General features: G+C 41.3%; 15 protein-coding genes. 11 read left to right on the top strand and 4 right to left on the bottom strand.

Annotated elements, in window-relative coordinates:
- Nucleotides 1-20 precede the first annotated feature (20 nt).
- The 6 genes from M1F74_RS04860 (at nt 21) to M1F74_RS04835 (ending at nt 4,111) form a co-directional block, all read left to right on the top strand.
- On the top strand, nt 21-980 hold the full coding sequence (locus M1F74_RS04860; RefSeq protein ID WP_001283846.1) for a ribose-phosphate diphosphokinase: 960 nt from the start codon (nt 21-23) through the stop codon (nt 978-980).
- 9 nt (nt 981-989) lie between these two features.
- On the top strand, nt 990-2,105 hold the full coding sequence (locus M1F74_RS04855; protein WP_247946466.1) for a cysteine desulfurase family protein: 1,116 nt from the start codon (nt 990-992) through the stop codon (nt 2,103-2,105).
- Nucleotides 2,106-2,109: 4 nt separating this feature from the next.
- Nucleotides 2,110-2,457: a DUF1831 domain-containing protein gene (locus M1F74_RS04850; protein ID WP_247946465.1), complete on the top strand. Its 348-nt coding sequence runs from the start codon at nt 2,110-2,112 to the stop codon at nt 2,455-2,457.
- A gap of 6 nt (nt 2,458-2,463) precedes the next feature.
- Nucleotides 2,464-2,679, top strand: coding sequence for a DUF4649 family protein (locus tag M1F74_RS04845; RefSeq protein WP_247946464.1), 216 nt, complete (start codon nt 2,464-2,466; stop codon nt 2,677-2,679).
- An 82-nt stretch (nt 2,680-2,761) separates the two neighbouring features.
- Nucleotides 2,762-3,406: a redox-sensing transcriptional repressor Rex gene (locus M1F74_RS04840; RefSeq protein ID WP_247946463.1), complete on the top strand. Its 645-nt coding sequence runs from the start codon at nt 2,762-2,764 to the stop codon at nt 3,404-3,406.
- Between the two features lie 15 nt (nt 3,407-3,421).
- A complete protein-coding gene (locus M1F74_RS04835; protein WP_247946462.1) occupies nt 3,422-4,111 on the top strand; it encodes a gamma-glutamyl-gamma-aminobutyrate hydrolase family protein in 690 nt (229 codons plus the stop codon).
- On the opposite strand, the gene radC is transcribed toward M1F74_RS04835, so the two are convergent.
- The 3 genes from radC to M1F74_RS04820 form a co-directional block, all read right to left on the bottom strand.
- Nucleotides 4,108-4,788: a RadC family protein gene (gene radC / locus M1F74_RS04830; RefSeq protein ID WP_138100359.1), complete on the bottom strand. Its 681-nt coding sequence runs from the start codon at nt 4,786-4,788 to the stop codon at nt 4,108-4,110. The two genes, M1F74_RS04835 and radC, sit on opposite strands and share 4 nt — an antisense overlap.
- Nucleotides 4,789-4,830: 42 nt before the next feature.
- Nucleotides 4,831-7,122, bottom strand: coding sequence for a DNA helicase PcrA (gene pcrA, locus M1F74_RS04825; protein WP_247946461.1), 2,292 nt, complete (start codon nt 7,120-7,122; stop codon nt 4,831-4,833).
- A 183-nt stretch (nt 7,123-7,305) separates the two neighbouring features.
- Nucleotides 7,306-8,976: a formate--tetrahydrofolate ligase gene (locus M1F74_RS04820; protein WP_247946460.1), complete on the bottom strand. Its 1,671-nt coding sequence runs from the start codon at nt 8,974-8,976 to the stop codon at nt 7,306-7,308.
- A gap of 231 nt (nt 8,977-9,207) precedes the next feature.
- On the opposite strand from M1F74_RS04820, the gene coaB reads away from it, so the two are divergent.
- The 5 genes from coaB to M1F74_RS04795 all read left to right on the top strand — a co-directional run bounded on the left by coaB (nt 9,208) and on the right by M1F74_RS04795 (nt 12,240).
- Nucleotides 9,208-9,897, top strand: a complete 690-nt coding sequence (coaB, locus tag M1F74_RS04815; protein WP_247946459.1) for a phosphopantothenate--cysteine ligase — start codon at nt 9,208-9,210, stop codon at nt 9,895-9,897.
- Nucleotides 9,898-9,908: 11 nt separating this feature from the next.
- The gene (gene coaC, locus M1F74_RS04810; protein WP_247946458.1) at nt 9,909-10,460 is read left to right on the top strand and encodes a phosphopantothenoylcysteine decarboxylase; all 552 of its coding nucleotides are present in this window, start codon (nt 9,909-9,911) and stop codon (nt 10,458-10,460) included.
- Nucleotides 10,444-11,007: an ECF transporter S component gene (locus M1F74_RS04805; protein WP_247946457.1), complete on the top strand. Its 564-nt coding sequence runs from the start codon at nt 10,444-10,446 to the stop codon at nt 11,005-11,007. The genes coaC and M1F74_RS04805 overlap by 17 nt, the downstream gene beginning before the upstream one ends.
- A 178-nt stretch (nt 11,008-11,185) precedes the next feature.
- Nucleotides 11,186-11,713, top strand: coding sequence for a hypothetical protein (locus tag M1F74_RS04800; RefSeq protein WP_247946456.1), 528 nt, complete (start codon nt 11,186-11,188; stop codon nt 11,711-11,713).
- Nucleotides 11,714-11,724: 11 nt separating this feature from the next.
- Nucleotides 11,725-12,240 carry a transcription repressor NadR gene (locus M1F74_RS04795; protein WP_000205861.1) on the top strand — a complete coding sequence of 172 codons (516 nt, stop codon included), beginning with the start codon at nt 11,725-11,727 and terminating at the stop codon, nt 12,238-12,240.
- On the opposite strand, the gene M1F74_RS04790 is transcribed toward M1F74_RS04795, so the two are convergent.
- On the bottom strand, nt 12,237-12,704 hold the full coding sequence (locus M1F74_RS04790) for an 8-oxo-dGTP diphosphatase (protein WP_247946455.1): 468 nt from the start codon (nt 12,702-12,704) through the stop codon (nt 12,237-12,239). The two genes, M1F74_RS04795 and M1F74_RS04790, sit on opposite strands and share 4 nt — an antisense overlap.
- Between the last annotated feature and the right edge of the window lie 7 nt (nt 12,705-12,711).

The following is a 12,711-nucleotide window of genomic DNA, read 5'->3' as shown; positions in this document are numbered from 1 at the left end:
TTTACAGAGGACGGTCTATAATGTCAGATAGAAACAACATGAAACTTTTCACCCTAAACTCTAACCCAGAAATTGCTCAAAAGATTGCGGATACAGTTGGTGTACCTCTCGGGAAATTATCCTCTCGACAATTTTCTGACGGCGAAATCCAGGTTAACATTGAAGAAAGTGTCCGTGGTTACGATGTCTACATCATCCAGTCAACCAGCTACCCTGTTAGCAACCACTTGATGGAGTTGTTGATCATGGTTGACGCTTGTGTTCGTGCAAGTGCTCATAGTATCAACGTTGTCCTTCCTTACTTTGGTTATGCGCGTCAGGATCGTATTGCTTCTTCTCGCGAACCCCTCACTGCAAAATTGGTTGCCAATATGCTTGTCAAGGCTGGTGTAAGCCGTGTTCTAACGCTTGACCTCCACGCTGTTCAGGTCCAAGGTTTCTTTGACATTCCTGTAGACAATCTTTATACTGTTCCTCTATTTGCTAAGCACTACTGTGATAAAGGACTTCTTGGCTCTGATGTTGTTGTTGTCAGCCCAAAGAACTCTGGTGTTAAACGTGCTCGTAGTTTGGCTGAATACCTTGATGCCCCTATCGCTATCATTGACTACGCCCAAGACGATTCTGATCGTAACGAAGGCTATATCATTGGGGATGTCGAAGGCAAGAAGGCTATCTTGATTGACGATATCCTAAATACTGGTCGTACTTTCTCTGAAGCAGCCAAAATCGTTGAACGTGAAGGTGCAACTGAGATTTATGCAGTATCTAGTCACGGTTTATTTGTTGAAGGTGCAGCAGACCTCCTTGATGCTACAAACATCAAGGAAATCCTTGTGACAGACTCAGTAGCAACCAAAGAAAGAACTCCAGAAAATGTATGTTACATTACTGCTAGCGAGTTAATCGGAGATGCTATCGTCCGCATCCATGAAAGAAAACCAGTCAGCCCACTCTTTGCTTACAACAAAAAGAAATAAGGTGATTCTTTGATTTATTTGGACAATGCTGCAACGACTCCTATGTCAGCAGTTGCTATTTCAGAAATGACCAAGGTCATGCAAGAAACCCATGGTAATCCTTCTAGTATTCATAGTCATGGTCGACAGGCTGGCAAGCTCTTACGAGAAGCCCGTCAAGAACTAGCCCAGTTATTGGGGACAAAATCTCAACATATCTTTTTCACGTCTGGCGGGACAGAGAGTAACAATACAGCTATTATCGGCTATTGTCTCCGCCATCAAGAGCGTGGAAAACACATCATCACCACAGCTATTGAACACCATTCTGTCCTTGGAACCATTGATTATCTGATTCAACATTTTGGCTTTGAAGCTACCATCATCCAACCAGTAAATCAAGAAATCACTTCCCAACAGATTCAAGAGGCCTTACGTGACGATACCATTCTCGTTTCCACTATGTATGCTAATAATGAGACGGGTAGTCTCTTACCTATCGCTGAGATTGGACGTGTTTTAAAAGAACATCCTGCTGCTTATCATGTTGATGCTGTTCAAGCTATCGGAAAAATCCCTATCCATCCAGAAGAATTAGGAATTGATTTTCTCAGTGCTTCTGCCCACAAATTCCATGGGCCAAAGGGAATCGGCTTTCTTTATGCTTCTTCCGCGGACTTTGATTCCTATCTTCACGGTGGAGACCAAGAACAAAAGAAACGGGCTGGAACAGAAAACCTCGCTGCCATTGTAGGCATGGTCGCTGCTCTCAAAGAGGATTTAGAGCAACAAGCTGAACATTACCAAAAACTAGAGGGATTAAAATCTGCTTTTCTAGATGAGATTGCAGATTTAGAATACTATCTCAACGAAAGCCAACACCAGCTTCCTTATGTTGCCAACATTGGCTTTCCTGGTCAAAAAAATGATTTGCTCTTGCTACGGTTAGACCTTGAAGGAATTTCAATTTCTACCGGTTCGGCTTGTACTGCTGGTGTCGTGCAAACCAGTCATGTGCTTGAAGCATTTTATGGACCAGATTCGCATCGTTTGAAAGAATCTGTCCGTATCAGTCTTTCTCCTCTTAACACTGAGGAAGAACTAAAACAACTCGCACAAACCTTAAAAAATATTATTGGAGATTAATCTAATGGCATTCGAAAAAACCATTAAACTACAAAACTGCCGCTACAATTACACACTTAGCCCATCTGTCAAAAGATTCACGCTCAAAGACAATACTTTCTTTGAAACAAAAGTTGGAAACTTCGAACTGACTCGTCTGCTTGAGAAAGTACCTAACAGCGGTGAAGGTTTCAAACTAAAAATTATCATCAACAAAGACCTTTCAGGTGTTAAACTCAACATCACTGATAAATCTGGCCTTCGTTTGGTTAATATCTTTAAATCAGAAGACCATCATATCCACCAAGAGAAATTCTACTTCCTCATGGACAGCCTTGTAGAACGCGGGATTTTCACTAAAGAGGAAAGATAAGACCTCATGTATCGTCTCACCTACCTAGATAGTTACCAAATTGAGCGCATACTTGAATATACCGACTACGATGAGCTCATGTTATCCTTATCAGGATGCGTGACCCTACCAGATACATTTCTGGTCACCTCATTAACCTTTGATGATAAAGTTATCTATCAAGGATTGGTCGGCGATCTCTACCGTTTTCTATCACAAGTTCATTTTTTAGATAAAAACTAAGAATTTTCTTAGTTTTTTCTTATTTTTGTTGATTTTTTCACAAACTTTCTATAAAATAGAAGCATAGAAAGGTTGTGATTTTGTGAAAGATAAACCGTCTGCTGCTATTCCAAAAGCAACAGCAAAACGACTCTCTCTTTATTATCGCATTTTCAAACGATTTAACTCAGAAAAAATCGAAAGAGCTAATTCTAAACAAATTGCTGAAGCTATCGGTGTGGATTCTGCCACTGTTCGACGTGATTTTTCTTATTTTGGTGAGCTTGGAAGACGTGGATTTGGCTATGATGTCAAAAAACTCATGACATTTTTTGCTGATTTACTCAATGATAATTCTATTACAAACGTTATGCTTGTCGGAATTGGGAATATGGGGCATGCCCTTCTCCACTATCGCTTCCATGAGCGCAATAAGATGAAGATTGTCATGGCATTTGACCTAGATGACCATCCAGAAGTCGGAACCCAGACACCTGATGGAATTCCAATCTATGGTATCTCTCAGATTAAAGAAAAAATCAAAGAAGCAGATGTTAAAACTGCTATCCTAACTGTTCCAAGTGTTAAATCACAAGAAGTCGCCAATCTTTTGGTCGATGCAGGTATAAAAGGTATTCTCAGTTTTTCCCCTGTTCATCTCCACCTTCCAAAAGATGTGGTCGTTCAGTATGTCGATTTGACAAGCGAACTCCAAACTCTCCTCTATTTTATGCGTAAAGAGGATTAGAAAGCGAAAGCATTTATGAAAAAACCAGTTATTGGGATTACAGGAAATGAAAAAGCTCATCCAGATGACGACATCATGATGAGCTATGCAGCGAAAGGCTTTGTTGAAGGAGTTAAGGACGCTGGCGGAATTCCGATCATCCTACCGATTGGTGATCAAGAAATGGCTGCCCATTACATCAGTATCATTGATAAGCTCATCCTAACGGGTGGGCAAAATGTTGATCCAAAATACTATGGTGAGCCGAAAACAATTGACAGCGATGACTACCATCTTCAAAGAGACCAGTTCGAATTAGCTCTGATCAGGGAAGCAATCAAGCAGAAAAAACCAATTTTTTCTGTTTGTCGTGGTACTCAGCTTTTTAACGTTGCCATGGGAGGCACGCTTCACCAAGATATCGAGGATCATTGGCAGGACTGTTCAGCCGAATACACGACCCAACGCCTCGTAACGGAACCTGATACCATTCTCCGAGAAATCTATGGAGAAATCTCTCATATCAACTCCTTCCACCACCAGAGTATTAAAGATTTAGCTCCTAATCTTAAGGTTGTAGCACATGATCCTAAAGATGGAATAATTGAGGCTGTGACAACTACGGACGGTTTTCCTTATCTTGGTGTTCAATGGCATCCTGAATTTCTATTTGAAAATCGCCCCAAAGATAAAACATTGTTTGACTATGTTGTTAACGAACTCTAAATCAGATCCGTCTTTTCACGGTAACTAAAGTAATCCGAGTGCGAGACAATCAGATGATCCAGAAACACCAGTCCCATCAGTTCACAGGCTTCCTTGACTAACTTGGTTACATGATCATCATTTCGGCTAGGTGCTACTGCGCCTGATGGATGATTGTGGACTAAAATAACAGAAGTCGCCATATGCTTAATAGCATAGTGAAGGATTTCCCTCGGTTCAGCAATACTACGTGTCGCAGATCCGATAAAGATGGTTTGCTGATGAATGATTTGATTTTGAGTATTGAGATAGAGCGCCACTAGGTGCTCTTGTTTTTTATCACCAAGTTCCTGTTGCATTTTTTTAGCTAGCTTTTGACTACTGAGAATACTTTCCATCTCAAGGGTTTCATGTTTATGAATACGATGTCCCAGTTCAATCACCGCCTGTAGTTCAATGGCTTTAATGCGTCCAATACCAGACAGACTCTGCAATTCCTGCAGGGTCATTTTTTTCAAATCAGTTAGACTGGTCAAACTGTTCAAGACTTTCTGGGAAATTTCAAAAACATTTGCCTGACGCGTTCCGGTTCTGAGTAGTATAGCTAGCAATTCTTGATTGCTCAATGCCTCTACTCCTTCTTTAACTAGTCTTTCTCTAGGCAAGAGTGAATCTTCTTGGAATGAAATACTGTACATAAAAATCCTCCTCACTATATTATTCGTGAGAAGGATGAAAAATTAGATTTTTTTCTCAATTGGGGCTACGCTAGCTAAGAGTTTTTTCAGACCCACTTCTGGGAAATTGATTTTCAATTCCTGAGCATCACCGCTACCCGACACTTCAAGAACTGTTCCCTCACCCCACTTCTTGTGAAGAGCAATGTCCCCAATAGACCAGTTTGTATCGCTGGTATCATTTTTATTTCCACCTGTAAATTGACCAAACGGGAGACCACTTGACTGGATAGAGCTTGGTGCAGCCTTGCGTTTACGGTCTTGAAGGGCCTGAGCTAGGCTCATACCTTGACCAAAAGCAATCCCACCACTGCTATAAGATGCCTTAAAGCTAGTATTCGCTGGTCGAGCCAAGCCCTGATACTCAAGCAGGTCCGAACTAATTTCATTGATAAAACGAGTCGGACGATTGTAGTTGGTACGCCCAAAAAGCAAGCGTGAGTTGGCATTGGTCAGATAGAGAATCTTTTCTGCGCGTGTGATACCGACATATGCCAAACGGCGTTCTTCTTCTAGCTCATCTGGATCTTCAGCCGCACGGCTAAGCGGAAATACATTTTCCTCCATCCCGATGATAAAGACAACTGGGAACTCAAGTCCCTTAGCAGCGTGCAAGGTCATCAAGGTCACTTCAGATGTCTCCTGACTGCCTGTATCCGTATCTGCAATCAAAGCCAAGTCATTCAAGAAACGACTGAGTTTATCCAAACCTGTTTCTTCTTCCCGACTATCAGGATTGTCATCAAAGTTCTTGGTAACAGATAGGAACTCTTCGATATTTTCAACCCGAGCCTTGCTCTCTAAGGTCGCTTGAGCATTGAGAATATCGATATAACCTGTTTTTTCTAGAACAGCCTCAACCAACTCTGTAATGGTTAATTGGTCCAGTTGCTCCCGTAAATCCAAAATCATATTGGCGAACTCCCAGATAGACTGAGCTGCCTTACCCTTGATTCCTGATAACATGATATTTGCTGAAGCATCCAGCATAGACATATCTTGCAAACTAGCAAAGTCACGGATTTTCTCAACAGTACCTGGCCCAATTCCACGTTTAGGCTCGTTGATAATACGCTCAAAACTGATATTGTCACTCAAATTAGCAATAAGATTAAGGTAGGCAATAATATCGCGAATTTCCTTACGGCTGTAGAACTTGGTTCCGCCGACCATAGTATAAGGAATATTGGACTTGAGCAGGGCTTCCTCAATAGTACGGGATTGCGCGTTGGTACGGTATAGAACTGCAAAATCTTTATGAAGGAAGTTTTGGCTGCGACCAAGTTCATCAATAGTTTTTGCTACAAAAACAGCTTCGTCTTGTTCGTCATTTGCACGATAATAAACAATTTGCTCCCCATCGGCATTCTGGGTCCAGAGATTCTTGGGGCGGCGATTTTTATTGTTTTTGATGACGTCGTTTGCGGCTTGGAGAATGGTTTTGGTTGAACGGTAATTTTCTTCTAATAAAACCACCTTGGCGTTAGGGTAATCTTTCTCAAAATCCAAGATATTCTGCATATCAGCCCCACGCCAACCGTAGATAGACTGGTCCGCATCTCCAACTACGCAGATATTTTTAAAGCGTGAAGCCAAGAGTTTGACTAGTTGGTACTGGGCATGGTTGGTATCTTGGTACTCATCAACATGAATGTACTGGAATTTCTGCTGATAGTAGGTCAAGACGTCAGGATTCTGATCAAAGAGACGCAAGGTCAGCATAATCAAATCATCAAAGTCAACAGACTCAGACTGGCGAAGCTCCTTCTGATAAACTGTATAACACTGAGCCACGATTTGTGTGTACATATCACCAGCTTGGGCAGCATAAGCCACATCATCAATCAGGTCATTCTTAGCATTGGAAATACTTCCCAAAATAGTCCGTTCATTCCATTTTTTAGGATCCAAGTTTAATTGCTTGAGAATGCGTTTCATGAGAGTTCGTTGCTCTCCTGGATCTACAATGGTGAAGTTCCGATTGTAGCCAATATGATCCGCATCACGACGTAAGATACGAACACACATGGAGTGAAAGGTCGCAATCAGACAGTCCTGAGTAGCTGGATTAAGGCTATAGGCACGCTCCTTCATCTCACGTGCAGCCTTATTGGTAAAGGTAATGGCTAAGATATTCCAAGGATTAACCATCTTTTCATCAATCAAGTAGGCGATTCTGTGAGTTAAAACACGAGTCTTTCCAGAACCAGCCCCCGCCATGATCAATAATGGACCTTCTGTCGTTTTTACCGCCTCAGCCTGACGGTCATTCATTCCATTCAATAATGCGTTCATTTTCTCTTCCTTACTCTTGAAGTCAATGTTTCTATTATATCAGAATTCAGGGAAAATATCTTTACATAGACTGGTTGCGTGTAGTAAACAACTCTCTCATCAACTGAAGATAACTACTTATATCTATATAGAAAATGAGCTTGGTTAGTATTTCCAAACTCATTTTAATTCAATTACAATATACTAGAACAAACCTAGAACAGTTCCATCACTTTCCACATCCATATTGAGAGCTGCTGGACGTTTTGGAAGACCTGGCATGGTCATGACATCACCTGTTAAGGCAACGATGAAGCCTGCACCCAATTTTGGTACCAATTCACGAATGGTAATTTCAAAGTTTTCTGGGGCTCCAAGTGCATTTGGATTGTCTGAGAAACTATATTGCGTTTTAGCCATACAGATTGGCAATTTGTCCCAACCATTCTGAACGATTTGAGCGATTTGTGTTTGAGCTTTCTTCTCAAAGTTCACTTTGCTACCACGGTAGATTTCAGTAACAATCTTTTCAATCTTTTCTTGAACAGAAAGGTCATTGTCATACAAACGTTTATAGTTAGCTGGGTTTTCAGAGATAGTCTTAACAACCGTTTCAGCAAGCGCTACTCCTCCTTCTGCGCCATCAGCCCAGACACTTGCTAGTTCAACTGGCACATCAATAGAAGCACAGAGTTCTTTCAAGGCTGCGATTTCAGCTTCAGTATCAGAAACAAATTCGTTAATCGCAACAACTGCAGGAATACCAAACTTACGGATATTTTCAACGTGGCGTTTCAAGTTAGCAAAACCTTCACGAACTGCCTCCACATTTTCCTCTGTGAGAGCGTCTTTAGCTACGCCACCATTCATCTTAAGGGCACGAAGGGTTGCGACGATGACAACTGCATCTGGAGATGTTGGCAAGTTTGGCGTCTTGATATCAAGGAATTTCTCAGCTCCAAGGTCCGCACCAAAACCAGCTTCAGTAACTGTATAATCAGCCAAGCGAAGGGCTGTGCTTGTTGCCAAGACAGAGTTACATCCATGAGCAATGTTGGCAAATGGACCACCATGTACAAAGGCAGGTGTACCATAAATTGTCTGAACCAAGTTCGGTTTAATGGCATCTTTCAAGATCAAAGCCAAGGCACCTTCAACCTTCAAATCACCTACAGAAACAGGGGAACGGTCGTAGCGATAGCCGATAACGATATTAGCCAAACGGCGTTTCAAGTCCTCGATATCCGTCGCCAAGCACAAAATCGCCATGATTTCAGAAGCGACGGTAATATCAAAACCATCCTCACGTGGAATACCATTTAGAGGACCGCCAAGACCAACAGTCACATGGCGAAGAGCACGGTCGTTCAAGTCCACAACACGCTTCCAAATAATACGACGTTGGTCAATTCCCAGCTCATTTCCTTGGTGCAAGTGGTTGTCAATCAGAGCAGAAAGGGCATTATTAGCAGTTGTAATAGCATGCATGTCCCCAGTAAAATGGAGATTGATGTCTTCCATTGGAAGAACTTGGGCATAACCACCACCAGCAGCACCACCCTTGATCCCCATTACTGGACCAAGAGACGGTTCGCGGATAGCAATCATCGTTTTCTTACCAATTTTGTTCAAGGCGTCTGCCAGACCGATGGTAATGGTTGACTTCCCTTCACCTGCAGGCGTTGGGTTAATGGCAGTAACCAAGATCAATTTCCCAACTGGATTATTCTCAACCGCACGAATTTTATCAAAGCTGAGCTTAGCCTTGTACTTTCCGTACAACTCCAAATCATCGTAAGAAATCCCAAGTTTCTCTACAACATCCACGATTGGCTTTAACTCAATGCTCTGTGCGATTTCAATATCTGTTTTCATAGCAAACTCCTCTAACCTCTAATATGATAACTCATTATAACACAAAAAAAGTTTTTTCACATACAAAAAGCTTAGTAAAGTTTATAAACATAAAGTTTTAAGGCCAATTTTAGTCGTCTTTTTTACTTTTTATAAGTTTTTATAGCCAAAAACTATAATCTTGCTGGAAAATTAGAAAAAAAAACAAACGCTTTCTTTTGATTCTATTTTATTTTTTGGTACAATAGTCCTATGAAAATTTTAGTTACATCGGGTGGTACCAGTGAAGCTATCGATAGCGTCCGCTCTATCACTAATCACTCGACTGGTCGCTTGGGGAAAATCATCACCGAAGCCCTACTTGCTGCTGGTCATGAGGTTTGTTTGATTACTACTCCTAGTGCTATTAAGCCAGAACCTCATCCCAACCTAAGCATTCGAGAAATTAAGAACACCAATGATCTCCTTTTTGAGATGAAAGAGCGAGTTCCAAATTACCGGGTCTTGATTCATTCAATGGCTGTATCTGACTACACACCTGTTTATATGACGGGGCTTGAGGAGGTTCAGGCTAGCTCTAATTTGGAAGATTTTTTAAACAAGCAGAATCATCAAGCTAAGATTTCTTCAACTGACGAGGTTCAGGTTTTATTCCTGAAAAAAACACCCAAAATCATCTCTCTAGTCAAAGAATGGAATCCTGCCATTCATTTGATTGGTTTCAAACTGTTGGTTGATGTCTCTGAAGATTATCTCATAGAAATTGCTAGAAAAAGCCTTATCAAGAACCAAGCAGACTTAATCATTGCAAATGACCTCACTCAAATTTCAGCAAATCAGCATCGCGCCATCTTTGTTGAGAATGATCATCTTCAAACGGTTCAAACCAAAAAGGAAATAGCAAACCTCCTCCTTGAAAAAATTCAAGCATACGATTCATAGAAAGAAAAGCCATGGCAAATATTTTGATCGCAGTGACTGGTTCCATTGCCTCCTATAAAGCAGCTGACCTCGTCAGTTCCTTGAAAAAACAAGGCCATGATGTCACTGTCTTAATGACTGAGGCGGCAAGAGAGTTTATCCAGCCTTTGACACTACAGGTACTCTCACAGAATCCAGTTCACCTTGATGTCATGCAGGAACCCTACCCTGATCAAGTCAATCATATCGAACTAGGTAAAAGAACTGATTTTTTTATCGTTGCACCCGCTACTGCTAATACCATTGCCAAACTTGCGCACGGTTTTGCGGATAACATGGTGACCAGTACGGCTCTTGCCCTACCAAGTCACATCCCTAAACTCTTAGCGCCAGCCATGAATACAAAAATGTATGACCATCCGGCGACTCAGGCTAATCTAAAAACATTAGAGACCTATGGTTATCAGATTATCTCTCCAAAGGAATCTCTACTAGCCTGTGGCGATCACGGCAAAGGCGCCCTAGCTGACCTGAATACTATTTTAGAAAGAATAAAGGAAACCCTCAATGAAAAAACGCTCTAATATTGCTCCAATTGCTATCTTTTTTGCAGTTATGCTCGTTATCCACTTTTTGAGTTCTCTCCTATTTAACCTTTTCCCATTTCCAATTAAACCAACTATCGTTCATATTCCGGTCATTATTGCCAGCATTATTTATGGTCCTCGAGTTGGAGTTACACTTGGTTTTCTTATGGGGCTATTGAGCTTAACGGTAAATACGATTACAATCCTTCCAACCAGCTACCTCTTCTCTCCATTCGTACCGAACGGAAACATCTATTCTGCGATTATCGCTATTGTCCCTCGCGTTTTGATTGGTCTGACACCTTACTTAGTTTATAAATTATTAAAAAACAGAACGGGTCTCATCTTTGCTGGTGCTCTCGGTTCCCTTACCAACACCGTCTTTGTCCTTGGGGGAATCTTCTTCCTTTTTGGAAATGTCTTCGACGGCAATATCCAAAAACTCCTGGCAACAGTTATTTCTACAAACTCAATTGCCGAGCTTGTCATCTCTGCCGTTCTAACAGTAGCAATTGTCCCACGTCTCGAAACCTTGAAGAAATAAAAAAAACAACTCCACTTTCGTCCTGAAGGTGGAGTTTAGTAGTTAAAACGTAAGAATTAAGTTCCCAGTATTCTTTACCACATTTAATCAAATATTCCTTAAAAACGCTAATGCTTCTTGACTTAACTGATTATTTATTGTACTATACTTGTGTATATACAGATAAATGGAGGTTCTTATGGATATACGGAAAAAAACGCAGTTTATGACCATGACTGCCCTACTCACTGCAATCGCGATTTTAATTCCAATTATTATGCCTTTTAAAATCGTTATCCCACCGGCTTCTTACACCTTGGGAAGTCATATCCCCATCTTTATCGCCATGTTTCTTTCGCCTTTGATGGCTGCTTTTGTGATTATTGCTTCTAGTCTTGGTTTCCTGATGGCAGGTTATCCCATGGTTATCGTCCTGCGCGCCTTCTCTCACATCGTTTTTGGTACTTTGGGGGCTTTGTACTTAAAGAAATTCCCTGAAACCTTGGATAAACCAAAGACATCTTGGATTTTTAACTTTGTTTTGGGTGTTGTTCATGCTATCGCTGAAGTACTAGCTTGTATCATCTTTTATGCTACTTCAGGGACAAACGTTGAAAATATGTTTTATGTTCTCTTCGTCCTAGTTGGTTTTGGAACAATTGTCCATAGTATGGTAGACTATACATTAGCACTAGCTGTCTTTAAAGTGCTTCGAAAACGTCGCTAAAAGGAAAAACTATGACAACGGATCGCAAACAAGCTCTTCTCAAACTATTAAAAGAGGCACCAAAAGCTCTCAATGGGCAAACCTTGGCTGAACACTTTCATGTTACGCGCCAAGTCATTGTACAGGATATCGCTATTCTCCGAGCAGATGGGGCTCCTATCCTATCCACCAATCGTGGCTATATCTACAAAGAAAATGATGCTAGCCCCTACGTGCACAAACTCTTTAAAGTCAAACATGAACTGGAAGAAATTGGTCAGGAACTTCTAGCTATTGTAGATAATGGCGGACGCGTTCAAAATATCTTAATCGATCATCCCGTTTATGGCGAAATTGAAACCCATCTCAAACTCACTTGCCGCCGAGATGTCCAGCACTTTCTGGAACAAGTCGAGAATTCAGACTTTAGACCCCTTTCTGAATTGACAGACGGCATCCATTACCACCTTGTTGAAGCCGAGACACAACAAGACCTCCACTATATAGAGGAGGCCTTGGATAAACTTGGTTATTTAGTAAAAGACTAGAAGGTTTCTTTCTCCCATCCGTCCTCTGTACGATGACGGTAGAAAAATTCAGACTTGTCAGGTGCTTCCATCATTTCCATCAAAGGCAACATATCATAGGCCAGATCCAAGTTTGGAATCTGGTCTTTTTGCACCCAAGATACCTCTCCTTCCTCTGAGGATTGGAGATTTCCAGTAAACTCTGTCGCTTTATAGCAAACGACGATGTAGCGTCCACCTGTATCTAAGGGCCAATTTTTAATGCCGACTAGTTGGGGATTCTGAATGGTCAAACCAGTTTCTTCGTATATTTCACGAATGACAGACTCTGCGAAAGATTCGCCATTTTCTACATGGCCTCCTGGAAAGGCATAACCAGACCAGCGATTGTTTTCAGGAGAGCGATATTGCATGACTACTCGCTGCTTTTCAAGATCTTCAATCAGACAAATATTAGTTAAAATGGTTAATTGTGCTCGAGACATAGGACTC

The organism is Streptococcus oralis, assembly GCF_023109315.1.
GTDB classification, from domain to species: domain Bacteria; phylum Bacillota; class Bacilli; order Lactobacillales; family Streptococcaceae; genus Streptococcus; species Streptococcus oralis_BS.
The sequence above is the reverse complement of the archived record's forward strand: the minus strand, read 5'-3'. Positions and strand labels throughout refer to the sequence as shown.